Source organism: Halomonas sp. AOP43-A1-21, assembly GCF_052376775.1.
Lineage (GTDB): Bacteria > Pseudomonadota > Gammaproteobacteria > Pseudomonadales > Halomonadaceae > Vreelandella > Vreelandella colorata.
Genome location: NZ_JBQSWC010000031.1, coordinates 36,751 through 62,366 on the forward strand (window position 1 = coordinate 36,751; position 25,616 = coordinate 62,366).

Consider the following 25,616-nt stretch of genomic DNA (forward strand, 5'->3'; position numbering starts at 1 on the left):
TCCCGCATACTGCTTTAAATGATAGGTATCGCGCTATGCTAGCTTGAAGCCATTAATGCAGGGGAGCCATTATGGACGATCACGTTTCACCATCCACGACGCTATTACTCAACGAGTTACCGAACGTCGAAAGTGATGGTTCGCCGCTACGCGTTAATCGTACCCCCAACGGCGTGCATGCCAGAGAAGCCCTGAGTGAAACTGATTTAGACGACCCCCAGCTCTACTTTAATCGTGAATTGTCCCACCTTCAGTTTAATATCCGCGTCTTGGAACAAGCATTAGACGATGCGCACCCACTGCTTAATCGGCTGATGTTCCTGCTTATCTTCTCTTCCAACATGGATGAGTTTTTTGAAATTCGCGTGGCTGGCTTAAAACATCAAATGGCGCTGGGCGACGATACGACGGCGGCTGATGGGCGCCTGCCCAAAGCGGTGCTTGCGGAAATTTCAGAAATTGCCCATAAGCAAATCGCCCGCCAGTATCAGATTCTTAACGACACCCTGCTACCCGCACTTGAAAACCAGGGTCTGCGCTTTCGTCGTCGTGACCAGTGGACCGACGAACAAAAGCACTGGGTGCATGAGATGTTTAATAACGAGATCATGCCGGTCATCAGCCCGATTGGCCTTGACCCTTCGCACCCTTTCCCCCGGCTGGTGAACAAAAGCCTTAACTTTATTGTTGAGCTGGAAGGCAAAGACGCCTTTGGTCGGGCAGGCGGTATGGCCATTCTCCCGGCACCGCGCTCGCTCCCCAGGCTAATGGCCCTACCCAAGGAGCTGTGTGCCGAAGGTTTCTCTGAGTATATTTTCCTGTCATCCATGATTCACGCCCACGCTGAGGAGCTGTTCCCGGGCATGCGCGTACGCGGCTGCTATCAGTTTAGGCTGACCCGCAACGCCGACATGACTGTTGATCCGGAAGAGGTATCTGACTTGGCATCTGCGCTGCGCGGTGAGCTCTTGGCACGCCGCTATGGGCGAGGCGTGCGTTTGGAAGTCGCCGATAACTGCCCCGATGACCTTATCAACTTTTTACTGCGCCAGTTCGAGCTAGACCAAGACGATTTATACCGCGTTCAAGGGCCGGTGAACCTCACCCGCATGATGTCGGTGCTTGGGGATGTCGATCGTCCTGAGCTTGTTTATCGCCCCTATACGGCAAGCGTTCCCAAGACGCTGAAAGCGGGCAGCCTGTTTGAGGCAATCGCTAAAAACGATGTTTTGCTGCATCATCCGTTCCAGTCGTTCTCCCCGATTGAGGAGCTGCTGCGTGAGGCGGCCCGCGACCCCGATGTTCTGGCCATCAAACAGACGCTTTACCGCACCGGTGCTGAATCGTCTATCGTAAGTGCGCTTGTCGATGCGGCCAGTCAAGGCAAGGAAGTTACCGTAGTGATCGAGCTGCGCGCGCGCTTTGACGAAGCCGACAACCTGCAGCTGGCATCACGCCTGCAAGAAGCCGGGGCTATCGTGATTTACGGCATCATGGCGTATAAAACCCACGCCAAAATGCTGCATATCGTGCGTCGCGAAAAGGGTGAACTGCGCCACTACGCGCACCTGGGCACGGGCAACTATCACTCTAAAACCGCCAAACTTTATACTGATTACAGCCTACTGACCGCCAATAAAGCGCTGTGTGCCGACGTGCATAAAGTCTTTCAGCAGCTCTCGGGAATGGGCCGGGCGCGCAAAATTGATACGCTCTTGCATGCTCCCTTTACCCTGCATGAGCGCTTGGTCGAAATGATTGACCGCGAAGCCCAGCTGGCGCTTAAGGGCAAACGTGGACATATCATTATCAAGTGCAACTCACTGACCGAGCCTAAGCTGATCAAGGCGCTTTATCGTGCCTCCCAGGCAGGTGTTGAGTGCGATTTAATCATTCGCGGCATGTGCTGCTTAAAGCCTAATTTGCCAGGCATTTCTGAAAATATCCGCGTTCGCTCGATTATTGGCCGTTTTTTAGAGCACACCCGGGTATTTTACTTCCATAACGAAGGAAAGTCGGAAATCTGGTGTTCAAGCGCTGACTTTATGTCGCGCAATATGTTTCACCGGGTTGAAACCTGCTTCCCGCTGCTGGATAAAAAGCTCGCCACCCGAGTGCGTAAAGACTTGGAAACCTACCTGGTCGATAACTGCCAGAGCTGGCTACTGCAAAGCGATGGCAGCTACCGTTTACAAGATCCTGGCAATGGCGATGCCATTAGCGCCCAGGAAACGCTGCTTTATGCCTACGCATCAAAAAGCTAGCTATTAAGGCTAAATATTAAAGCTAGGCAGCAAAGCTAGCCGCTAAAACTTGTCGTTAAAAATTGTCGTTAACCCTTTTAGGCGCCGCTGCTGATCAAGTAGCGGGGCTTTTTCTCTGCGTTACTTTTTCTCTGAGTTACCTTGATAAATTCAAGATGTTAACCCGTGCGTGCCTACCTCCTCTCCTTCAGGCATCCTTCAAGTAAGTATTCAACGCGTTAACGGTCGGCTGGTCACCGATACGCACATAGCCGAGAATATGAGAAACTGTCATGATGAAACCTTTTAACGTGAATAATTTCACGCAGCCTGACCAAGGCCCAACGATGAATCCAACCGACGTTTTAATAAACAACGTAAAAGTTGACCACCATGATTGAGCTGCGCCATTTACGTACCTTACTCGCCCTACGTGAAACGGGCTCATTGGTTGAGGCGGCTGAACGCGTCCATCTTACTCAGTCAGCCCTTTCGCATCAGTTAAAAGACCTGGAAGGCCGGGTTAATAGCCCCCTATTTGTGCGCAAAACGCGTCCCGTCGAGTTTACCCGTGCGGGTTTACGGCTACTAACCCTAGCCGACCAGATACTACCCGAAGTGCGTAAAGCCGAGCGTGATGTAGCGCGACTGGCGGGAACCGAGCAGGGTCGGCTGCATATGGCAATCGAATGCCATAGCTGCTTTCAGTGGCTGATGCCGACCGTAGATTACTTTCGCGACCACTGGCCGGAAGTCGAAATTGATATTCCCAGCGGCCACCACTTTGACCCGCTGCCGGCTCTGGCCCGCGAGCAGCTGGATTTAGTCATAACTGCCGACCCGCAGCCGCTAGATGGCGTTCACTATGCGCCCTTGTTTCGATACGAAGGGTTACTTGCAGTGGCACGCCAGCACGACTACGCCGACCGAGCCTTTATTGAGCCACAGGCACTGGCCAACCAAACGCTGATTACCTATCCCGTTGAGCAGGCCCGCCTGGATGTATTTAGCCAGTTTCTAGACCCGGCCAATGTGCGTCCTCAGGAGATCCGCACGGCTGAGCTAACCATTATGATGATGCAGCTGGTAGCTAGTGGGCGTGGCGTATGTGCACTGCCTAACTGGGCGCTGACGGAATATCTGGAGCGGGATTACGTCAAGGCCGTCAAGCTGGGGGAGCAAGGTATCTGGAGTACGTTGTACGCCGCCGTTCGCGAAGAGACGCTTGAGGCTCCCTGGATGCAAGATTTTCTGCGTACCGCCCGGGAAACATCGTTTGCCGTGCTTTCAGGCATTAAGCCAGCGACTCACGACGAGGAACCAGCAACGTAAAGCGAGCGCCGCCGAGCGTGGGGCTAGTGTCGACGGTAACGCTGCCCCCATGGCCTGCCATAATTTTCTGCACGATGGAAAGCCCCAAACCGTAGCCCCCCAGGCTTCGCGCACGGCTATCGTCCAAACGAGTAAACGGTTTAAATATATCAGTGCGAGCCTCTGCGGGTATTCCAGGGCCATCATCCTCGACATCAATACGCACTAGCTGTGCTTCGCTCCAGAGCCGAATGGTGATGTGTTTTTTTCCATAGCGACAGGCGTTGCTCACCAGGTTCTGCAGTGCCCGCTGTAAATAGCGCGGTTCGGCCAAAAGCTCAATATCCGCACCGTCGGTCAATTCAATGGTTAGCCCTTCATGTAGCGGCGCCAACGTATCGATCACTCGCTCGGCCATGGCGCGGCAGTCTACCAGCGCCATCTCAAGCTCAGCGCCATTCACCGTTTCGCCCCCTAAACGCGCATAGGTAAGAATTTCATCAACGAGCTCATCAAGCTCTGCAATATCGGCATCAATACCCTGTAACTGACGTCTAATCGCGGGCTGGTCGGTCATATCCTCCACCATCTGCACGGCAAACCGAATACGTGCCACCGGTGTGCGTAATTCGTGGGAAACGGCGCGGATCATCTCTTGCTGGCCACGCAGCAGAGTTTGCACCTGGCTTGCCATACCGTTAAAGGCCATGCCCAAACGACCCAAGGAATCGTCACTTTCCACTTTCACACGGGTCTCAAGCCTGCCGCTAGCAATGCGGGTAGCGGCAAGCTCCAGGCGCGCCATTCTCGTCTCGATACGACGCATAATCAGATAGATAATGAGGCACAACACGGCCATGGCACCGAGTAACAGCGGTAGCTGTAAATTCATCGGTAGCGTATCGCCGCGCGTAATAGGCCCAGCCAACAGCCACGAGCTTGAATTAGGCAATTGATAAAGCAGGCTAATGGAGAGCTTTTCAGAGGATAACAGGGTCAGTACGTTACCCAATGCCAGCTGGCCTTGCTGCTTAGGGGTTAAATTATCTGGCAAGGTCTGCAGCAGAGACAGCGGCCAACTGCCGGAGCGTAGTGCTGCCAGGGCAGCTTCATGTTCTTCATACGGCAATGTTGCTAGCCATTCGCCTAACAGCAACATGCTGCCTTGCCACTGGCGCTCGCTCCAAACGGGCAAGGACGCTTCCAGCAGCCATTCATCACCAGTGCCTGGCACGCGTTGACGCAGACGCCATGGGTCATCGGTCACCAATACGCTACCGCGCTTAATACGCTTACTGGCAAAGTAGCCAAGCTTCACTTCGTCAATACGCCGCAGGGTAAGCTGCATACCGAGGTGCTCGGTAAAACGGCTCAGCAGCAAGCTGCGCTCATCCTCGCTAACCTCGCCAAGCTGGTGGGTCATTAACGACATGGGCAGTGCCACAAGCTGTTCGCGATAATCTTCTCGGCGCACTTGTTCAATAAATGAACGACCGCCCAGTGCGATTAGCAATACGACACATAGCGCCAGGCCCAGCAGTATATAAAATTTAAAAAACGAGCTATGGCTAAACAACTGGCGCATAAAACGTGCCCTTTATATTAGCTATCCTTCACAAAAAGATAGCCTTTGCTGCGTACCGTTTTTATGCGGTGTGGCTGGTTAGGGTCATCGCCCACTTTAGGCCGGATACGCGATACACGCACATCAATAGAACGGTCCTGCCCATCGTATTTAATACCGCGTAAATCGTTAAATATCTCTTCGCGGGTTAATACCCGGCCTGCATTACGCGCTAACAGCCACAGAAGATCAAATTCAGCGCTGGTCAGGTCAATACGCTCACCGCCCAGCCACGCTTCACGCGTCGCATTGTCAATCTCCAGATTATCAAAGCGTAGGCGCATTTCACCATTGGGCGCTGGGCCATCTGCGCGGCGCAGCAACGCGCGCATGCGGGCAAGCAGTACGCGTGGCTGTACGGGCTTGGGCACATAGTCGTCAGCCCCCATTTCTAATCCGAGAATCTGATCAAGGTCATCGGTGCGCGCCGTCAGCATCATGATGGGGCCTGCAAAATTTGGTCGCACACGACGACAAATCGACAAGCCATCCTCACCCGGCAGCATCAGATCCAAAATGACCAAATCGGGCTGTAGGGTAAGAATGCGGTCCATTCCCTTCGCCCCATCGGCCTCTAGAGTAACCTGAAAGCCATTAGCTTCCAGATAATCCCGAGTGAGTTCTGCCAAACGCTTGTCATCTTCAATGATCAGAATATGATCCTGATCAGGATATTCAGGCATTACGGTTTCTTGTGACCCAAGCGCCTGAAATTGCTCTTCTAAGTGGTTTACCATCTTATCCATCACTCCGCTTAGGCAGTTTATAATCCATTCGCTTACCCGCTATCGCATTGGCGACCGTCATCTACTTATAGAATACCTTAAAACCCAGGAAGCACCCGCCCTTAACGTTACATGCTATTAGTTATGCTCAGTCGCTCTTTGCCTCGCTTGATTCTTCCAACACGGAGGACTAATGTAACAAAACAAACTGTCGACAGCCTGACAGGAGGAGTGAGCAATGACCGACGACAAAGCGAAAAGCGTTATCAAGCGTGTTTATGTCCCAACCCAGGTGCGTGACTTGCCCAACGGGGAAAAACTAAAAATCCCCGGTCACTATAAAGCACCCCCAAGTCGGGAAAAATAGCGTTCAAAATTGCATTTTAATAAAAAAGGCAGGCGCAAGGCCTGCCTTTTTTAATGTAAATTACCGTGTAACAAAGCTTAATGCCGCTAACCTTTGGGCCCAAACAATAGCCATACAATCAAGCCTACCAGAGGAAAGACCAGCAGCCCCAAAATCCACAGCAATTTTGCCAATCCACTTGCGGAACTTTTGGCGACTTTGACAATGGCCCAAACCAAAATAATGAGCCAAATTAACCCTAATAATCCACCGACTTCGATACCCATAGCAACTCCTTAGCCTGTTGGCGTCCATGAGCTTTTAGCTAAGCACATCAACGCCATATACACAAGCATCGGTTACGAATCGGGCAGACTCAAGACCATCTCACCGCTACGTATTTCAATATTCAAAAGGTGCAAAAAGCTCATCCCCAACAGCACCGTATCGTGTTCCATCCCCGGGCTAATAGAACCCGGCACATTGCTGATCTTGATCCCACCCAGCATGACTTCATCCAACTGTGTAAGATTCCCCTGTACTCGACCATTGGCGGTATTGAACCAAGCCGTGCGCCCCCGGTTAAGTCCTAACTGCGCCGCCAATTCATCTGAAACGGCTACATAGGTTGCGCCAGTATCGAGTAAAAAGGTCACCGGCTCACCGTTAATCTCGCCAGGCGCTTCAAAATGCCCGGAGCGGTTACGCTTTAAGGTAACGGGGCCACCCTCAGACAAGGTCTGCGCAATATGCGCATTAGGGTTGAGTATTTGCTCCATCCCCCCATCAAGCCACCACGTCCCCAACCCGATTAACAGTACCCAGAAAAGCAGCATCATCACGATGCCGCCACGCTGTCTTGTTTGCATGAGCAGCCCCCTCGCTTTCGTTTCGACGTTTAAGCGTTTTCCCAAGCGATAGCGGCGTCACGCCCTCGGCGCTCGTTAACCTTCGCACAAATCAGCATCGCTATAACAAACAGGCCAACACATAAAAGAATAGACGCCTGCAGGCCAATAATAGTTTGCAGCACCCCCAGCATCACGATCCCCAAAACGCCCGCTAATTTATTAGCCAGCCCCCAGAAACCAAAAAACTCGGCCGATTTTTCAAGTGGTGAAAACACGCCCACCAAGGCCCGGCTCGCCGATTGGCTGGAACCCAGGCTAAGACCCGCCAAACAGCCCACGGCCAGAAACACGTGCTGGGCTTGCCACTGCCAGCCAAAGCGCGCATTTAACCAGGCGGTAATTTCAGGCGTTGCCCAAATAGCAATAATCGCCACCACCCACAGCCCCAGCGTCATTTGATAAGTATGCTTGGCGCCTAAACGATCTTGAAGCCAGCCAAATCCTAATGCCCCTGCGGCTGCCGTTACCTGAACGATGATAAACATGATATTACGTATATTTTCATCCCAACCGATTACCTGGGCACCATAAATAAACGCAAAAGCAATAATGATGTATACCCCCGCCATAGAGAACAGCAGCGAGATCAAAAACACCGTTAAGTCTTTAAAATAGCGCAATTCTCGCATGGTGGAGCGGACGCGTTGGTGTGCAATGCGCCAATACGCAACGCCCGAAGGCTGCGGTGTACCGCGCTCTTTTAGCCATAAAAACGTGGGGATAGCGGTAATCAGAAAAAAGCCTGCGGCAAAGGGGCCGACCCAGCGTATGCGCTCAAAGTTATCTGCCGTTGCCTCACCTAACACCACCAAGGTAAAACCTGCCGCAAACAGCCCGCCAATATACCCAAGCGACCAGCCAAACCCTGAAATTTTACCCAGCTTTTCAGGTGGGCCAAGCTCGGGTAAAAAAGCGGCAATAAAGGATTCACCCATGGAGTAAGCGTAGTTGGAGAGCACTATCAGGATAAGTCCCATCACCACATAGCCCGGCTCCACAAAGTAGAGCATTGCGGTAGTGGCTACCGTAGCCAAATAGCTAAACAGTAAAAAGCGCTTTTTTTCAGCCCGGTAATCCATCACCGCCCCACATAGCGGGGCTGTTACCACTACCATCAGATAGCTGATCGCAAGCGCCAGACTCCATAGAAAATTGGCCAGCCGAAACCCATCGCCCCGGTCACCTACGATCACGGTGGTAAACAGCTCGCCAAACACGACCGTAATAATCAGCAGGGTGTACGCCTGGTTCGCAAAATCAAACATCGCCCAACCGAAAATTTCGCGGCGTGAGGCATAAGAAGCATCGCCCTTAACAGGCTTATTTAGCACCATGAGGAGTTCTCTTAAGAGGTCAAAAAGAGACGACGAAAGCAAACGCCCGGCGTATATAGCCGGGCGCTTTCTTCAGCGTTACAACAGGTTGGCCTACAAAAGCCAATGTGCCAACACGGCAGATAAACCGATCACCAACGCCGTTACCACAGCGACCGTTACTACCCGATCCAGCCAGCGGTCTAACCAACGGTCAACCGAGACCTTCTTGGACTGGCGCCGCGTAGCGCCGTGCCGTCCTTGCCGAGCCATCAGCATCCTCGCTCCATGTGTCTGCTCCTGAAGGCCTAATTACGTTCATCTAACTATTAATGCGCCGATTAATAACGTTAGGAGCACGGCGTAGCCGCTCCTCTTCACCCATCTGCTCAGCCTCAAAGGCATCAGCACCTACGGGCGTTTCGCCGTGACGACGATAAAGCTGCGTCAGCATGGCCTTACGATCAGCACGCAGCTCACGCACCAGCACAATAACCATCATATACAGAATAAAGGTAAACGGTAGTGCCGAAAGTACCGCCGCCGATTGAAGCCCTGAAAGGCCGCCTGCCACAATCAGTGTTAAGCAAATAGCGGCGATCAATACACCCCAGATAATGCGCTTATAAAGCGGAGGATTAATCGAGCCATTATCGGTCATTTGCGCCACGATATACGAGGCCGAGTCCGCCGATGTCACCAGAAAAATGAAGATAAGCATCATGGCAACCACAGACAGCACGCCGGAAAATGGCATCAGGTCAAACATCGCAAATAGCGCTACCGTAATATTGTCCTGAGTAGCAGCCGCCAACCCAATATCATCTCCATTAAGCTCCATGTTAAGCGCCGCGCCACCAAACACTCCAATCCACAGGCAGGCCAGCAGCGGCGGCACTAACAGTACGCCGAACACATACTCTTTAATGGTGCGTCCACGTGATACACGAGCAATGAATGTGCCGACAAACGGTGACCAGGCAATTACCCAGGCCCAATAGAAAATCGTCCAGCTACTCGCCCACTCATTTTCACTGTAGGGCGAAATACGCAGGCTCATACCGATGAAATTCTGCAGATAATCGCCAATGCCTAAAGTAATGGTTTCCAGAATGGCAATCGTAGGGCCGGTCACCAGCACATAGAGCATCAATCCAATACATAGCGCCATGTTTAGATTTGAAAGGCGCTTAATGCCTTTATCAAGCCCTGACCAGGTCGATGCCATATACGCACAGAACATCACAAATAAAATAATAAATTGCCAAAACCCGTTTTCAGGCAGGCCAAAGACGGCATTCAAACCGCCATTCATTTGTAATACCCCAAGACCTAGCGAGGTTGCCACCCCCATGACGGTGGCGACCACGGCGAAGACATCCAGCCACGCGGCATAAGGGCGTAACCGAGGCTTTTTTGCCGTTACTGATGAAAGCACCGACGATACAAGCCCCGCCTGGCCTTTACGAAACTGAAAGTAAGCGATGATTAAGCCAACGACTGAAAACGCGGCCCACTGGTGAATGCCCCAGTTAAAATAGCTGTATTGAATCGCGTAGCGTGCTGCCGCTTGCGTTTCAGCGGTCACATCGCCGTAAGGCGGCTCTATATAGTGCGTCATGGGCTCAGCCATGCCATAAAACACTAGTCCCACGCCAAATCCAGCGGCCAGCAACATGCTGATCCATGAAAAGAAACTATAGTTTGGCGTGCTCTCTTGAGGGCCTAAGCGAACTTTTCCATATTTGCTGAACGCCAAGCCAAATAAAAATACTACAAAGCCAAAAACCGAGAACAGATAAAACCAGCCAAACAGTCGTGTGATCGTACTTAATGCCGCTTCAGCAACACTTGCGAAACCTTCTGGAAAAGTGGCCCCTACCACTACCAAGCCGAAAATGATCACTGTCGATGCAATAAACACCGACTTTCCTCCATGATTTGCCATACCCTCTCCCTTTGAAGCCTTATATCTTAAATTGAACACATACTTGTATAACCCTATCGGCTTAACAACACTTATGTACAGCTTTCGTTTATTTAAGATGCCAATGCTTAATGGCGTTTGGCTATGCAGGTGGCTTAAACCGTGTAGGGCGTAAACCATACCTGCCTAGACATACATGAGAGCGGCCCTGCGCATCCGCTGCACCAAAACGGTGACAGCGTACTCGCGCGCGAGCACTTGCGTACCATTTTAGTGCTAAGCGCTGCGCTGTGCTTGAGCATCCTCAAGGCGATATTCGACAACCCCCAACCAGCCTAATCCGCGATAGGTTTCATACCCTGGCGTTTCAGAAAAGCTGATCAAACGGCCCTCATCCTGATAGTAACCGCGTACTTCATTGTTGCGCTGTAACGGATAGTGGTTGCCCACTGTATCTTGCTGAGTATCCGCGATAATCCGATAATTTGAATCTAAGAGCATGATGCGGCTCAATGCACGCTCTTCTTGCGTCAAGCCCACGCCCTCGACCACTGCTTTTGCCTGGGGCGCCCAGTCGAAGAAAATTCCTAAGACACCGGTCACAGCGCCGTTACTTTGGCCTCCCTTCCTTATGGCCGTGGCATACGTGGCGACCGATGCACCACCCAGTAAAGAGTTTCGTTCTACATCACTCACTACAAAAGCGTCACCGTCAGTAGTTTTTATAGCTCGCTTGAACCAAGCGGTATCTGCCACATTCTTGCCTTTAACACCCGGATAATGATCAGGTCGGCCATTAGTGATGATATTCCCCTCTGCATCGGCGACCCATAAGTCAAGATAGACCGTGTACGAGCGCAAAATAGTGGCCAGACGCACGCTTGCGTAGTCACAGCACACTGTCGTGGGCGTCTCAACGGCTTCAACCACCGCGCTGTCCGTTGCCCACCAGCGCACGTCACATGAACGCTCAAATAAATTACGATCAATAATCTCGACGGCATTCAGCGCGATATCGGTGAATCGCTGTCCACGAAACTCATTCACCATAGTAGTGCCTGCGGTTTCGATACTTTCAGTGTGTTGTTCCACCTGCTGCCGAAAATCGCGGGCGATTTCATTAATGCCCCCGGATACGCGCCCCATTTCCTGCGCCACTACTGAAAATGCGGCACCACTGCTTCCCGCCCGTGCCGCCTCAATACGCGCATTCAAGGCTAGTATTTCGGTTTGCTGCATGATTTTTTCGATCATGCCGATCTTTTCCCGCGTAATGGTGGCGATATCGTAAGCAATTTTTAAGACGTTGTTATCTTGCATGAGCGTTCCTTTTGTTAGGCGTTTCAAGGGCAACCCAACTTCCCCAATAGTTACAAAGCAAGATATGCGCCAGCTCTCAGTGAACTTGACTGGTTAACGACGTTCCAATAACTGTGTTCCAATAGGGACAAACGACGATGGAGGCTTTTATGCCACAGATGAATCGCGACCAACGCAATACCGCCTGGCAGGCTGCCCACCAGTGGCGCGCCCGCGCTGCACAGTCACAACCTACCGGGCTGATGGGCAGCTTGAAGCTACTTTTAACGTGGCTGGCATTTGGTGTATTGATGGTGGTTGGCGTAGTGTTCGGCCTGTTTTTCCTTTTGATTGGCTGGGCCATGATGCCGTTTGTACGCCACAAAATGAAAAAGCGCATGGAGCAGATGCGTGCAGATCAAGCGCAGGATATTGGCGGGGGTTATGCCGAACCTCAATCACGCCAAGGCCCGCAGGATGCCTTAGAAGGTAGTTTTGAAGTAAAAGAGCAAGCACCCCGCGATTAAGGCTGCGTATTTTTAGTGTTTTAGCCTGCTATTTTTACATTACCTGTCTGTTACTTACATGACTGATGCGCCGCTTTTAAAGCGGCGCATACACCCATGTAAACGCAGCCGCTAAAATGAGCGGCATTACGATCAGGCTACCCAAGTTACCAATCAACACCAGCGAGGCGACTTTCTGCGGCGCAAGCTTAAACTGCTCGGCGACCAGGTAATTCAATACCGCCGGCGGTAACGCAGAAAAAACCAGCAGTACCGCAGTTTGTAGAGGATCCAGGGGCAATAACCACATTAATGGCAGGGCAATGATCAATCCTGAAAGCGGGCACAGTGCCGCCCCCAGCAGCCCCGTTCGCCAATCGCTAAAGTCAACTTCAAGTAGCCGCACGCCCAGGGCAAACAGCATTAAAGGAATGCTTACCCCGCCCAGCATATGCATGGCTTCCAGTAGCCACCCCGGCAGCGGCACGCCGCTCATATTGATTAAAAGCCCAGCCAGACTAGCCGCCACAATCGGCATACGCAGAATATGCCACATCGAGGTGCGCGGATTTATCATGTAAAGGCCTACCGAAAAGTGCAGCACCATTTCCACGATAAAGATCACCACCGCCGCAGGTAAAGCCGCCTCACCAAAGGCCAGTACCAGTAACGGCACCCCCATATTGCCCGTGTTATTGAACATCATGGGTGGCAAAAAGGTTTTTATATCCAACTTTAGCCAAGCCGCCAACGGCCAAAGTATCAGCCCCGACCCCAATACAACGGCGGCAGCGGCGAAAGCAAGCCATGCGTAATCGGCAAGCGGCGCCTGGCGGTCTGCCAACACCGCAAACACTAACAGTGGAACGAACAGCTCCATATTCAGAGTATTCAGGCTGCGAATATCGGGTGTCCGAAAGCGCCCGTAAGCTGCCCCACAGCCTGAAATCAAAAACACCGGTAGCAGTGTCGCTAGAATATGCGCTGTCATGCGCGCCACCTTAATCCACGCCTGTGCATTGCCCTGCCTCATTGTTTTTATTGATCATGCTGTTATTACGTACTCCGTATTGATCACGCCGTTATTGATCTCGTTACTGGCTATGCGTAATGCTAAGGCTCCAGAAAGCGCTGCCATAACGCGTTGACTGCCGTGCGATGCTCTTTAAAATCGTCGGCCTTGCCAATCGCTTTTTCACCGGTAAGGGCCGCGCGGTGGGTACGGCTGCGATAGGCCAGATAGGCGTCTTTTAACTGCTCGGCTTCCTGTAAGGGTAAGTGTTCACTTTCAGCCAACGTTTCTAAAATGCGAATATTATCGCTGTAGGTCAGCAGCGCAGGCGTTTGGTTAGCAAGTGCTAACACCGTGTATTGGCAAAGAAACTCAATATCGACCATGCCGCCCGCGTCGTGCTTGAGATTAAAACCGCGGCTTTGGGCTTTACTGCTAAGGTGGTCGCGCATCTTATGGCGCATCTTGACAACATCCTCGCGTAAGGCGTGGATTTCACGTTTACGGCTCAATATATCGCCGCGCACCTGATCAAACCGCTTGGCGAGCAAACTGCTACCGGCAACTACCCGTGCGCGCACCAATGCCTGATGCTCCCAGGTCCAGGCATTCTGCTGCTGATAATCGGCGAAGGCATCAAGCGAAGTCACCAATAACCCCGCATTGCCCGAGGGGCGTAAACGCATATCCACTTCATACAGGCTACCCGCTGGCGTTACGGCGGTTAGCAGATGAATAATTCGCTGGCCCAGCCGGGTGAAAAACAGCGGCGTTTCAATGGGGCGTGGGCCGTCTGTGGAACCTTTACCATCGCTGTCATGGAGAAAAACCAGATCCAGATCAGAGCCATACCCAAGCTCAATCCCACCTAGTTTACCGTACCCGATCACTAAAAAAGCCGGCTCGTTGAGGTCTAATCCCTCCGGTACGCCGTGTTTACGAGTCACGTGCTTCCAGGCCATCACCAACACGGCGTCCAGGATTACTTCTGCGATATAGGTTAAGTAATCGCTTACTTTCATTAGATGACGCGTGCCGGCAACATCTGAGGCGGCAACATGCAGCATTTGGGCATGTTTAAACACACGTAGTGCCTCTAACTGCGCCTCCTCATCGTCTTCGGGCAGCCGATTGAGCGTTTGGCGCAGCTCATCGGCTAAGCGCGTTTTATCGGCGGGGGTATACAGGGTTTCAGGGGTTAAAAGTTCATCGAGCAGAATAGGATAGCGAGCCAGCTGTGTGGCAATCCAGGGGCTTGCCGCGCACAGGTGCATCAAATGCTCAAGCGCGTGGGGGTTTTCACGCAGCAGCGCCAGATAAGCGGTACGTCGTAGTACTGATTCAATCAGTGGCTGCACGCGAGAAAGCGCGGTATCCGGCGTATCGTTTTCAGCCACGGCCGCCAGCAGAAGCGGCATAAGCGCATCAAGGCGCTCAAAACCGATCCGCTGCATACTTTGCACCTGACGCGATTGGTATAAACTCTGCAGACGCTTAAGCACCCTCTCCGGCTCGATAAACCCCACACCGCTTAAATAGGCAACGGCCTCATCCTGCTCCAGCTCATTGCGCCAGATTAACCGCCATTGCGCTGGTGTCTGGTGGCTATCGTCGTTGGCGTCCTGAGCATTTTCTTCGGGGTCGGCGATCACCGCATCAAAATGCTGGCGCACGCGCTCACGTACCTTATCAATCTGCTCGATCAGTTGCGCCCAGCTGGCATAGCCCATAGCAAAGGCGACACGGGCCTGATCAGACTCATCGGTAGGCAGCATTTGCGTCTGACGATCTTCAAGGGCCTGGATTACATGCTCGATATCACGCAGAAAAGCGTAGTCAGGCAGCAGCTCATCGACTACCGCCTGAGGCAGCAGGCCCAGTTCCGGCAGGCGCGTTAAGGCCGTGTGTAATGAGGTCACCTGTAGTTCGGTATCACGACCGCCACGAATCAGCTGGAATGCCTGAACCACGAACTCCACTTCGCGAATACCGCCAGGGCCGAGTTTGATATTGCTCTGCATGCCCTTGCGCTTCACTTCGCGGTTAATCATGGCTTTTAACTCACGTAGCGACTCAATAGCGCCAAAATCAAGGTAGCGCCGATACACAAACGGGCGCAGGCTTGCCAATAGCCCAAAGCCTGCGTCTATATCGCCGGCTACCGGGCGGGCCTTGAGCATGGCGTAGCGTTCCCACTCGCGCCCCTGATCCTGGTAATAGCTTGAAAGCATGGCAAAGCTGCCCACCAATGGGCCACCATCGCCGAGCGGGCGTAAGCGCATATCCACCCGAAATACGAAGCCATCGGCCGTCATCGCGTCCAGGGCGGCAATCAGCTTTTGCCCCAGCTTGGTGAAATACTCCTGATGCTCTAGCGGCTTACGCCCGCCCTGCGTGTCGCCTTTTTCCGGAAACGCAAAAATCAGGTCGATATCGGACGAGAGATTCAGCTCGCCCGCGCCCAGTTTGCCCATACCCAGCACGACTAAGCGTTGGGGCGCGCCATCGGCACGCGCAGCGGGCAATCCCCAACGAGGGGCGTAAAACGCTTCAAGCCAGCCTAGTGCCGCCTCCAGACAAATTTCGGCGAGCTGGGAAACCGCCTGTGCGGTGTCCCACATGGTGTAACCATCAGGACGGTTCAAGTCCCGCCACACGATTCCCAACATGCGGGCGCGCCTAAAACGGCGTAATGCGCGCTGCAGCGCCGCTTCATCTTCAGCGCTTTCCAGGGCACTTTGCAGCCACTGCTGCTGGTCACCGCGGGTCGGGGCGGCCTCAAGTTCGCCGGTCGCGTCGAGCTCATCTAGCCACTGGGGGTAGCGCGTAAGCGTATCCAGCGCAAAGGTGGATACGCTCAGCACTTTTGCCAGCGCCTCACGACGCGACGGAGATAGCTCCTCCCAACGCGCTGAGGGCAGTGGCTGCTTGGTCATGGAGGCAACATTGTCAGCTTGACTAAGCGCATCATTAAGCCGCTGGCCCGCCCTTTGTGCCACGTGCTGAAGTGTTTCAGGCAGGTTTTCCAAAGGTAAAAACTTATCGTTTAGTTGCATAACCACCTCACTGCCAAGCGCTGAAACGCTAGCCGAAGAATTTTTGCCAGCCCAAGAGCCCCCAGGTAAACCCGGCGATGATCAGCGACAGCATCACGGCTGCCGAACCGATATCCTTTGCGCGTCCGGAAAGCTCATGATGCTCCGTACCGATGCGATCGACGACGTTTTCGATCGCACTATTCAAAAGCTCGACAATCAGTACTAAAAACAGGCTGCCGACCAACAAAAGCCAGCTGATCGAATCATTACTGATCCACCAGGCAAACGGTAGCATCACCGCAGCAATGCCGACCTCCTGGCGAAAGGCGGCTTCGTTTCGAAACGCGGCTTTTAAACCTTTCCACGAGTAACGCGTTGAGTGCACCAAATGGGTTAAACCGGTATGCCCTGGTTTCATGCAGGTTGCCTCACCTTTTAAGCGTAGCGGAAATTAATTAGCCAAAATCATCGTATCTAAATCGACTGATAACGGATCAAGCACTTCAGACCAGCTTATATAAGGTGTATTACTGTTACCGTTCACAAATACGCTAAACACGCCCCACCGCCCCGACGCCGTACGAAAGTAGCCTGCCGCGGCGCGTACCGCAAAGGGCTGGTTCAACGTACCGGTTTTCAGCATCACGTTATTTTGAAACGTGGAGGAGCCGCGGCGAATAAACCGCATCACGCCGTTCGCGGGCGATTGAAACGCAGCCACAAAGCTTGGAAATAGCGAACTTTGCCGATACATATCCTCCAGCATGACGTTAACCCCGTGAGCCGAGGTACGGTTTTCGGTGGTCAACCCGCTGCCGCTATACAGCGTTAACGGCCCGTGCCCCGGCAATTGCTGGGCATAGGCCTCAATGGCTGAACCTGCCTGACGCAGCTGGGCCTGAGGAGTTTCCACCAGGTTTAAAGCCAGCACATCGGCCATGTAGTTATTGGAATAGTTCATGGTGCGCAGCAGAAGCTCTTGTAACGGCTGGCTATCCACGGCGGCTAGGCGTGCCGCGCTGCTCAAAGGCTGTGTTGACGTAACACGCCATGGGTCTCTTACGTGGATACCCGCCTGATTGAGCATGCCTAAAAGTATCTGCGCGGTCTCTTCAGCGGCATCGCCCGCGCCCCGATAAACATCCTGGGCCCTCGCATTGGTCGAAATCTGCCCGGTCAAACGCATTACATCGCCACGCTCATCGGTCACGCGCACGGCGCTGATTTCAGTCCCGCTATTGGCAGGGCGGGTAATCACCTGGTTATCGATATCAATAAGCGGCAGTTGGCTATCGCAAAGCGCCGTGCGTGCCGGCTCCCCTGAAATAGAAGAAGGCGCTACGTTGACGCACCAGCTACCAAAATTAACCCCTGCCGAGGTTAGCGGCGCGCTGTAAGCATTGGTTACCCGGGAAAGCGCATTGCAGCGGTCATTGGTAATGCAGTTAACCGGGCCAAAGCGCCACTGGCTTACTACCAGCGCACCGTCGACTTCATTGACCCCCGCCATCTGTAAGCGCTGTACCAGGCGCCAGAGGTTTTCCGTGGTTAGCCCCGGGTCACCGCCGCCGTCAAATTCCAGATCCCCACGCAGAATGCCGTTATCGATGATGCCGCTGCTGACCAGTTGGCTGGTAAAGCGATGCTGCGGGCCAAAGCGGTTTAACAACGCTGCAGCCATATAAGCTTTAGTGACCGACGCCGGGGACATTTGGCGCTCAGGATTAATGCTGCCCAAAAGGGCGGGCATATTGGTATCCAGCAGACGCGCCTCGGCACTAATTGAAAAGCCTTTTTCCTGTAACTGGCTCAACCGGCTAAAATCGGCCAATGCCGAAGTGCTGACCGCGAAAGTGGCGGCGGCCACGCTGGCGATTAATGAACAACGCCATTGGCGCGCTGCTGCTTTAAAGAAGTACGTCACTTTTACCTGCCTCAATGTACATTCATTTTGGAAAACACGTGCAGCATGATTACTTCCGCTCCAGCTCGACCTGCAACCGCCAGAGCGTTTGCCCGCTTTGATCGTACTTGGCTTCAAACGGGGTTAAGTATTCACCGTCAGGCGTCCATACGCCCACCTCGGCCTGTCGTCCGGTAACTTGCGCGACCGCCAAAGCGAACTCCTCGACATAAAGCTGCCAGTTAGAGCGCAGCTCAAGGCACCCGCCTAGCGCCAACAGTGTGGGTAAAACCGGATGCCCATGCCAGCGCATCTTTAAGTGGGCCGCCTTGGGGTAAGGGTTGGGATACAGCAAATAGTGGCGCTCCGGCGCCCAATGCGCCTGCTTTGCCAACCTCCAGAAATCAACCAGATCCGCGCGTACCAGCAGCGCGTTATCCGGCAGTGCGCCGTGATCACGCCCCAGGCGATCTTCACTGCGATCGATTCCTATTACTGCGCAGTCAGGGAACTGCAAGGCAAGCTTTCTTGTCGAAACCCCAACGCCACAGCCTGAATCAAGGATGAGTGGAGCATTACAAGCCTGGTACCAGTGATTAGCCTGCTCAAATGCCTGCTGAGTATGATCAGCAATAGGCTTGCGCAACGGATGAGCCAACGCCCGGTCCACCTGGCGTGCTAAATCATGATGAGGGCCTGGCTGATTAGTGGTAACGGATCGAGAAGTGTACTGCATGCCATCCTCGGCTTGAAAAGAGGCGATTCTATCAGTCTCCGGCGCTTGCAGCATGACGGCGTTAGTCACCCGGTGCTATGATCACGCCCGAGATATTTATTAAGCTCAGTGACAGCGTAAGATTTACCCTGTTATTGACAATAATTGTTATTTAAAACCACCGCACCACGAGGAACCCGGCTTGTCACACTTACCGGTGATTGTCGGCATGGGCGGCATCAATCCCGCCGGCAGAAGCTCGGGCCATCAGGCCTTCCGCCGCACCGTGCTTGATGCCCTTCCCGCTGACCAGCAGCGCCAGACGCTTGAGGGCCTTGCAGCCCTGATGCAGCTTGTCGAGCACTCTGAAAAAGGGTGGCACGACCGTGTAGGACAGCCCATAGACTCGCCTGCCCAGTCGCTGCGCGAACAGGTGTTGAACCACACGCTGATTCGCCGTAACGAGGACCCCAAATTCCTCGCGCCTGGGCTGCCCGCAAATCGTCAAGCCAGTCTTCAGCTAGCCGAGCCGTTGCGCTTTACACTGCGCCGCCGCCAGTTGCCGGAAAACCTACCGGAAACCTGGCAGGTCCGGGATCTGAGTGCCCGTGAAGTAGAAGTCATCGTGCCGGCAGGCGTGCTTGAAACGCTGCTACCTGACGCCCAGACGCCCAAAGTGCACGCTGCAGCTCAGTTGCCTAGCGGCTTTGACCCCGCCAGTCTTTATCGTAGCGTGCACCACCCACGCGGGCTGTCGATGGCCATTTTTGGCGCCAGCGACTGCCTAGGGGCCAGCGGTTTCTCCTGGGAAACGCTGCGCCAAACGCTGAATCCAGACCATATTGCCGTTTATGCAGGCAACTCCATCGGTCAATTGGACGATGCTGGCTGGGGCGGCTTGATGAAGAGTCTGGTGAGCGGTCAGCGTGCCACCTCCAAGCAAATGCCGCTAGGTTACGGGCAGATGCCCGCCGACTTTTTGAATGCCTATGTATTGGGTAGCGTTGGCGGCACCGGCGCCGTACTAGGTGCCTGCGCAAGCTTTCTATACAACCTGCGTTTGGGTATCGAAGATATTCGTGCAGGACGGCGTAAAGTGGTGATGGTGGGCACGGCCGACGCTCCGATTACGCCTGAAATCATTGAAGGCTTCCGCGCCATGGGCGCCTTGGCTGACGATGCGAGTTTAAAAGCTCTGGATGCGCTTGAACTGCTGACCGACGCTGACTATCAGCGCGCCAGTCGACCCTTTGCGCGCAACTGCGGCTTTACCATGGGTGAAGCCAGCCAGTTTGTTCTGTTGATGGATGATGCGCTGGCGCTTGAAGTAGGCGCAGACATTCTCGGAGCAGTGCCGGAAGTATTCGTGAATGCCGATGGCTTCAAGCGCTCTATTTCAGCGCCGGGCATCGGCAACTACATCACGCTGGGCAAGGCCGCAGCACTGGTGCGCAATATGCTGGGCGAAAAAGCGCTGCAAGAGCGCAGTTTCATGCACGCACATGGCACGAGCACCCCTAAAAACCGTACGACTGAATCCCATGTGCTGCATGAAATCGCCCGCGCCAACGGTATTAGCGAGTGGCCGGTAGTAGCGATTAAGTCATTTATCGGCCACTCTCAGGGGTCAGCGGGGGGTGATCAACTGGTGAGCGCGTTGGGCAGCTTCGCCCACGGGTTACTGCCCGGTATTCCCACTCTGGATGAGGTGGCCGACGACGTGTATGCCGAGCGGCTACGCTTCTCCCAAACGCCCATAGCCTTTAAAGCGGATGCCGCCTTTATTAACGCCAAAGGCTTTGGCGGTAATAACGCAACCGGCGTTGTGCTTTCCCCCGGCGTTACCGAGCGCTTGCTGCTTCAGCGTCATGGCGCCGCCGCGATTAGCGCCTGGAAGGAGCGCCGCGAGACCGTGCGCGCCCAAGCGGCCGCGTATCTTGACCAGGCGGATGCCGGCCATTACGCGCCACGTTATCAATTTGGCGAAGCGGTGCTCGAAGGCCCCGAACTGGATATTCACGCGGACCGTATTCACATCCCGGGCTATGCTCAAGCGGTATCGCTGGCAAGCGATAATCCTTTTGGCCGAATTGACGAAGAGGATTCGGAATGAGCGAGCAGCGCTTTAACATTGCCGTTTATCCAGGCACCTTCGACCCGATCACCAACGGTCACTTCGACCTTATCGAACGTGGCGCCAGGATGTTCGATAAGATAATCATTGCCGTGGCGGCAAGCCCTGGCAAACGACCCAGTCTCGATCTTGACACTCGGATTGCTCTGGTCAACGCTACCTGCGCCACGCTTGGCAATGTTGAAGTCGTGGGCTTTTCCAATCTGCTGACCCGCTTTATGCATGAACAGGGCGCAACCATCATGCTGCGTGGCCTGCGTGCGGTGTCCGACTTTGAGTATGAGCTACAGCTTGCCAATATGAACCGGGCGCAAAACCCCGAGCTTGAAAGCGTATTTCTCACTCCGGCGGTGGAAAACTCGTATATCTCTTCCACCATTGTGCGTGAAATCGCCAAGCTGGGCGGCGATATTTCACCGTTAGTTCCTTCCCAGGTCGCAGAAGTATTGCGTAAGCACTACAATACGTAACCACCAACATTGTTGAGTAAAACACTCGGGTATAGCGTTTAGCGACGCCTGGGTGTGCCAGCCATTCGCGAGGTATGCCCATGGCCCTGATGATCACCGATGAATGCATTAATTGCGACGTCTGCGAGCCCGAGTGCCCGAACGATGCGATCTCTCCCGGCGAGGAGATTTACATCATCGACCCAAACTTGTGCACCGAGTGCGTTGGCCACTTTGACGAACCCCAGTGCCAGCAGGTTTGCCCGGTAGACTGTATTCCGCTTGACCCCGCGCGCTCTGAAACGCAGCAGCAGCTTTTGGAAAAGTACCGCATTATTACTGCTGCTTAACGTTTGTCGTCTCGCGTGCGTATATGGGCCATCGCCTGGCCAATTATCCTTTCCAATATTACCGTTCCGCTTCTCGGGCTGGTCGATACTGCTGTGGTCGGGCACCTGCCCGACTCACGCTATCTGGCCGCCGTGACGCTAGGCGCTACCCTATTCAGCTTTCTATATTGGGGCTTTGGCTTTCTACGCACACACTAATGTAAACAGTATGGACACTCACACTAATGCTGAGTAGAATATTGACATTAGTGGAGTATTGTTATGGCATTTCAGCTAAATTCGAAAGCAAAGATAGTAGATATAAAACGCTTTTATAGAGTTGAGGGAAGACTGATAAAATCATCAGACTCAAATGAATTCTATATTGAGTGGGGTAACTACAATCTGGATTGGAATCCCCAGTCTAAGAGGTTTGAATCAACCCCCGATCTAATGCTGGAGGATTTTCCAGTAATCTACCAATCTGACGGCACTCCTTGGGATCTAGGCAACCTCTACTTATATTGGTGGTGGAACAATAACGCAGACTATAACGCCAAGAGCATCTCTACCATTAAGAGGAAGGCGAAACACCTTCTCCACTATCTTCAATGGCTAGAAGATAGCCAATCCTTGGAAAGACCATACCATGTCTTTTATGCCCCGAAAGGCTTGAGACCACGACAACGTGTTACCTACCAGTACAAGCGATATTTGCAGTCCTTGTACTTGGATAACACTAACGCTCTATCCGTAGTTAAAGGCAAAGCAGCTGAAGTTGCTCAGTTCTATATGTTCCTGAATCAATATAACTTACAGCCACCTGACATGCCAAAGATTGAAGGGCATTTCTACAGGATCAAACAAGCCAAAAGATTTACCCCTAGAGGAACGGCGCACCAAATTGTCTATACGGACATTCATATCACTGAGTCGATGCTAAAAGAGAATGACAGCGAAACAATTGGAGGAGAAGACGGTAAAGTTAGACCCCTATCAACCAAAGAAAAAGATTGGGTGCTAGAGGGACTTGAGACACTAGGCGACAGGCAAATGCAACTCATACATTGGCTTGGACTCTACAGTGGGGCCAGGAAGCAAACCATCTGCACTCTCACCGTAGATTCCATAAAAGAGGCTTACATCGCCTATCAAGGATCAGCAGAAGCACGAGTAAAAGTAGGTCCAGGCACAGGAATAGACACGAAAAATAATGTGAATTACGTCTTACGAATTCCATTTGGACTTGTGAAGGCTGTTTACAACTGGATCGTGCGCTCTCCTATCTATAAGGAAAGGCGTGCCATCAGCTTCTATGGAGAATCTGATCAGAACTATTGCTTCCTAACTAAGAACGGAAACCCTTTCTACGTTGCTCAACGACATCGAGCCGATGCACAAAACCCCGACCTTTCACACACACTGGTTCTCAAGGACAGAGGAAGAGTTGGCAACTTTATAGGCAATTCAATCAACGACTTCGACAATCAGCGACTAATACCTTGGATAAAGGAACACAAAGACTCTAACTGGATGGGTTTTAGATTCCATGATCTCCGAGCAACAAAAGGAATGGAGTTTGTCAGAAAAGCCAGGGTAACAAACATGACCCCAACAGACATCATTCTTGAAGTTATGTCTATATTGGGCCATCGATCAGAGTCATCGACACAGAGATACTTGGACTTTGATGAGTTTGTTAGAGATAGACGTAACAAAAACAGGGCGGTTGAAAACGCTCTATACAATCAAGACTTCCCTTGGGATACGGAGTAAGCATGATCGATAAATTTATAGATGTATTTCCATCTACTATCGATACCGACCCAGATTTTCTTCCTGCATCTCTTCGTATCTCTGATATAGGTAGGATTCGCCTGTGCTGGCCAACAACTGAGAAAAGACATAAGAGCATCTACATAGGACGACTCCTATATCCAGCCCGAAAGAAAAGTAAATTGATCAATGGTGGCAAAAGATCATCTGTCCCTAGCTTCTTTATTGAGAGCGATTCTAGGTTCCTTCCAGAGCGACAGGGTTTGATCATTACACTAACCGAAAGGTTCTTCGATAATGACCTCACCTATAATAATGCAGCTGAAATAGTCACATTCTTTGACTTTATTGACTTTGAACTGACTGAGACTGTTGACACCTCCTCCACCGACTCTCTGAAATCCGCATATATCGCCTACAGCGAAATGCTCTGGAATCGCGTATCACTCCCGAATACCGAAGAAAACTCTCTCAAAATAAGGAAAAATACGGCATTTTATAAGCAGAACGCCGCCAAAGAAGCTATTGCCGCCTGCTTGGGAACTATAGGCAAAGAAACTGTTGGAAGCTGGGCAATCAAAATCGTACAAGCCAAGGGCGAGCAACAATTTAAGGTGGTTGATGACACCAAGAAAGCACTTGAAGCTTTTCATGCTCATCGCTACGTATTCACTCAGACCGCCGACCATCTACTAGCTGACAGGTCATATCCTTTTGTTTTAGAGCCTCAAGTAGACCCTCCAATACAAAAGCAAATTTATCTGAGTCACATGATATTCAATCTTCACGGGCTAAACGAAAAACTGAACACAAGAGGAGGAGGGAACGGCCATAGCGACAGGTACAGCCGTCTGTATGACCAGAACGGTAGACTACTTGATTGGGATACGGAAATTCTTCCAGCGCTTCGAGCTGATGGGCTCATAACATCACACTCAGGCACCGCTACTTATACTGGAAAGTACAAAACCCTTTACCTGACCTACAAAGAAATGGTGAATGGAATGTTCTTCCCCGATAGTTTCCTCCAGCGTGTATTTAACGCCGCCACTTACCATTTCACCCATATTCTTTTAGGGGACACTGGAGCGAATCTAGCCGTCCTAAACAAGATGCCACTTATTCAGCCAACTCACCTATCGAGAGAAGGCAAGTACAGAATAATTTCTTTCAAGGATCGAAAAGGCGGTGAATACAGCGTCAGAATGAATCCAAAGATGTTACAGCATTGGAAAAAATACATTGAGCTTTGCAGGCACATCATTGGCGATATAACTGGTTTAAAAGGGCCTCGATACTTTCAGCCCAACGGTGAAATGGACACAGTTACATCTAGTTTCATTTCAAATCCAAACGTATTTTGGAACTCAGATTTAATGCGCGTCACAGCAAAGCAATGGCGCGACTACTCTATCAACATCCACCTCATGGAAACGGGTGATATAGAGCATTCTGCAAATCAACACCAACACACCATTGAAACCTCACGTAAGCATTACATAGCAGTGGAAAATCGAATAGCAATCACTGAACTAAATGATTACTTCAAGAACCTTGCCACAACAATCAATTTATACAGGAACGAACCCGTAGGAATCAGAGAAGCAGAAACGGATGAAGGGCACCAAGGAACGACAGGAAGATGCCTGTCCAATGGTGAAGGCCCTCGCCGCCATGATGGCTTTACTGAAGCTACCCCAGAGCCACGTTGTTCGGCCATGCTGACCTGCTTTTTCTGCGCCCACTATGGGCTTGAGCGCTCATTAGACGAACTCGTAATGCTGTTATCAATCCGTCAATGGCTCCCTCTCCATAGCAAGTCAAAGTCACTCAACATAGACGAACACATGATTAAGTTTGAACCTATGATAAGAAGAATTGACGACTTGCTGGCTATTTTTTCCACTAAGAGCTCTGAGAATCGTGCGCTTTATGAAGAAGCGAAAAAACAGGTGGAATGGGGAAATCTACATCCTTACTGGTCTTTAAAAATCGCAGCACTAGAACATGCTGGTATAGAAGGTAACGGAGAGATCGAATGAACTGGCTACCTAG

At 52.2% G+C, this 25,616-nt stretch carries 22 protein-coding genes and 1 pseudogene; 10 read left to right on the forward strand and 13 right to left on the reverse strand.

All coding sequences use genetic code 11. From position 1 onward, the window contains the following. Positions 1-71: 71 nt before the first annotated feature. The gene (ppk1, locus tag ACT3R7_RS16035; protein ID WP_192538510.1) at positions 72-2,264 is read left to right on the forward strand and encodes a polyphosphate kinase 1; all 2,193 of its coding nucleotides are present in this window, start codon (positions 72-74) and stop codon (positions 2,262-2,264) included. A gap of 372 nt (positions 2,265-2,636) precedes the next feature. Further along, positions 2,637-3,575, forward strand: coding sequence for a LysR family transcriptional regulator (locus tag ACT3R7_RS16040; RefSeq protein WP_193091570.1), 939 nt, complete (start codon positions 2,637-2,639; stop codon positions 3,573-3,575). Here ACT3R7_RS16040 and ACT3R7_RS16045 read toward each other — a convergent pair. After that, on the reverse strand, positions 3,538-5,139 hold the full coding sequence (locus ACT3R7_RS16045; RefSeq protein WP_192538508.1) for an ATP-binding protein: 1,602 nt from the start codon (positions 5,137-5,139) through the stop codon (positions 3,538-3,540). The two genes, ACT3R7_RS16040 and ACT3R7_RS16045, sit on opposite strands and share 38 nt — an antisense overlap. A gap of 17 nt (positions 5,140-5,156) precedes the next feature. After that, positions 5,157-5,915 carry a winged helix-turn-helix domain-containing protein gene (locus ACT3R7_RS16050; protein WP_318782763.1) on the reverse strand — a complete coding sequence of 253 codons (759 nt, stop codon included), beginning with the start codon at positions 5,913-5,915 and terminating at the stop codon, positions 5,157-5,159. A 226-nt stretch (positions 5,916-6,141) separates the two neighbouring features. Between ACT3R7_RS16050 and ACT3R7_RS16055 the strand changes: the two genes are divergently transcribed. Then, positions 6,142-6,270, forward strand: coding sequence for a hypothetical protein (locus tag ACT3R7_RS16055; protein ID WP_018918827.1), 129 nt, complete (start codon positions 6,142-6,144; stop codon positions 6,268-6,270). A gap of 86 nt (positions 6,271-6,356) precedes the next feature. Here the strand turns inward: ACT3R7_RS16055 and ACT3R7_RS16060 are convergent, their stop codons facing one another. The 6 genes from ACT3R7_RS16060 to ACT3R7_RS16085 all read right to left on the reverse strand — a co-directional run bounded on the left by ACT3R7_RS16060 (position 6,357) and on the right by ACT3R7_RS16085 (position 11,720). Further along, positions 6,357-6,536, reverse strand: coding sequence for a PLDc N-terminal domain-containing protein (locus ACT3R7_RS16060; protein WP_192538507.1), 180 nt, complete (start codon positions 6,534-6,536; stop codon positions 6,357-6,359). A gap of 72 nt (positions 6,537-6,608) precedes the next feature. Further along, positions 6,609-7,118 (reverse strand): retropepsin-like aspartic protease family protein, encoded by a 510-nt coding sequence (locus ACT3R7_RS16065; RefSeq protein ID WP_192538506.1) that lies wholly within the window; start codon positions 7,116-7,118, stop codon positions 6,609-6,611. Between the two features lie 29 nt (positions 7,119-7,147). Then, entirely contained in the window at positions 7,148-8,494 is a 1,347-nt protein-coding gene (locus ACT3R7_RS16070; RefSeq protein ID WP_192538505.1) for an MFS transporter, read from the reverse strand. A 93-nt stretch (positions 8,495-8,587) separates the two neighbouring features. Then, positions 8,588-8,752, reverse strand: a complete 165-nt coding sequence (locus tag ACT3R7_RS16075; protein WP_192538545.1) for a hypothetical protein — start codon at positions 8,750-8,752, stop codon at positions 8,588-8,590. A gap of 43 nt (positions 8,753-8,795) precedes the next feature. Next, on the reverse strand, positions 8,796-10,421 hold the full coding sequence (locus ACT3R7_RS16080; RefSeq protein ID WP_193091571.1) for a BCCT family transporter: 1,626 nt from the start codon (positions 10,419-10,421) through the stop codon (positions 8,796-8,798). A 255-nt stretch (positions 10,422-10,676) separates the two neighbouring features. Then, positions 10,677-11,720: a PDC sensor domain-containing protein gene (locus ACT3R7_RS16085; protein ID WP_193091572.1), complete on the reverse strand. Its 1,044-nt coding sequence runs from the start codon at positions 11,718-11,720 to the stop codon at positions 10,677-10,679. A gap of 149 nt (positions 11,721-11,869) precedes the next feature. On the opposite strand from ACT3R7_RS16085, the gene ACT3R7_RS16090 reads away from it, so the two are divergent. Then, the gene (locus ACT3R7_RS16090; RefSeq protein ID WP_192538502.1) at positions 11,870-12,226 is read left to right on the forward strand and encodes a hypothetical protein; all 357 of its coding nucleotides are present in this window, start codon (positions 11,870-11,872) and stop codon (positions 12,224-12,226) included. Between the two features lie 76 nt (positions 12,227-12,302). On the opposite strand, the gene ACT3R7_RS16095 is transcribed toward ACT3R7_RS16090, so the two are convergent. The 5 genes from ACT3R7_RS16095 to trmB all read right to left on the reverse strand — a co-directional run bounded on the left by ACT3R7_RS16095 (position 12,303) and on the right by trmB (position 18,894). Then, on the reverse strand, positions 12,303-13,196 hold the full coding sequence (locus ACT3R7_RS16095) for an AEC family transporter (protein ID WP_193091573.1): 894 nt from the start codon (positions 13,194-13,196) through the stop codon (positions 12,303-12,305). Between the two features lie 122 nt (positions 13,197-13,318). After that, positions 13,319-16,273, reverse strand: a complete 2,955-nt coding sequence (gene glnE, locus ACT3R7_RS16100; RefSeq protein ID WP_496199297.1) for a bifunctional [glutamate--ammonia ligase]-adenylyl-L-tyrosine phosphorylase/[glutamate--ammonia-ligase] adenylyltransferase — start codon at positions 16,271-16,273, stop codon at positions 13,319-13,321. A gap of 28 nt (positions 16,274-16,301) precedes the next feature. After that, positions 16,302-16,673 carry a diacylglycerol kinase gene (locus tag ACT3R7_RS16105; protein WP_192538499.1) on the reverse strand — a complete coding sequence of 124 codons (372 nt, stop codon included), beginning with the start codon at positions 16,671-16,673 and terminating at the stop codon, positions 16,302-16,304. A 33-nt stretch (positions 16,674-16,706) separates the two neighbouring features. After that, a complete protein-coding gene (gene dacB / locus ACT3R7_RS16110; RefSeq protein WP_441675087.1) occupies positions 16,707-18,179 on the reverse strand; it encodes a D-alanyl-D-alanine carboxypeptidase/D-alanyl-D-alanine endopeptidase in 1,473 nt (490 codons plus the stop codon). A gap of 49 nt (positions 18,180-18,228) precedes the next feature. Then, on the reverse strand, positions 18,229-18,894 hold the full coding sequence (gene trmB, locus ACT3R7_RS16115; RefSeq protein ID WP_193091604.1) for a tRNA (guanine(46)-N(7))-methyltransferase TrmB: 666 nt from the start codon (positions 18,892-18,894) through the stop codon (positions 18,229-18,231). Between the two features lie 208 nt (positions 18,895-19,102). Here trmB and ACT3R7_RS16120 point away from each other — a divergent pair, with 208 nt between their 5' ends. From ACT3R7_RS16120 to ACT3R7_RS16145, 6 genes and pseudogenes are all read left to right on the forward strand, one after another. Beyond that, positions 19,103-20,986 (forward strand): beta-ketoacyl synthase, encoded by a 1,884-nt coding sequence (locus ACT3R7_RS16120; RefSeq protein ID WP_193091605.1) that lies wholly within the window; start codon positions 19,103-19,105, stop codon positions 20,984-20,986. Then, complete coding sequence (coaD, locus tag ACT3R7_RS16125) at positions 20,983-21,477, forward strand: pantetheine-phosphate adenylyltransferase (protein WP_193091576.1); 495 nt, start codon at positions 20,983-20,985, stop codon at positions 21,475-21,477. The genes ACT3R7_RS16120 and coaD overlap by 4 nt, the downstream gene beginning before the upstream one ends. A gap of 80 nt (positions 21,478-21,557) precedes the next feature. Then, a complete protein-coding gene (locus ACT3R7_RS16130; protein WP_192538496.1) occupies positions 21,558-21,806 on the forward strand; it encodes a YfhL family 4Fe-4S dicluster ferredoxin in 249 nt (82 codons plus the stop codon). Between the two features lie 15 nt (positions 21,807-21,821). Beyond that, positions 21,822-21,995 (forward strand): annotated as a pseudogene (locus ACT3R7_RS16135) (MATE family efflux transporter); the annotation flags it as partial. A gap of 72 nt (positions 21,996-22,067) precedes the next feature. Further along, on the forward strand, positions 22,068-23,561 hold the full coding sequence (locus ACT3R7_RS16140; protein WP_474789821.1) for a site-specific integrase: 1,494 nt from the start codon (positions 22,068-22,070) through the stop codon (positions 23,559-23,561). A gap of 2 nt (positions 23,562-23,563) precedes the next feature. Further along, positions 23,564-25,603: a hypothetical protein gene (locus ACT3R7_RS16145; protein WP_496199298.1), complete on the forward strand. Its 2,040-nt coding sequence runs from the start codon at positions 23,564-23,566 to the stop codon at positions 25,601-25,603. The last annotated feature ends 13 nt before the right edge of the window (positions 25,604-25,616 follow it).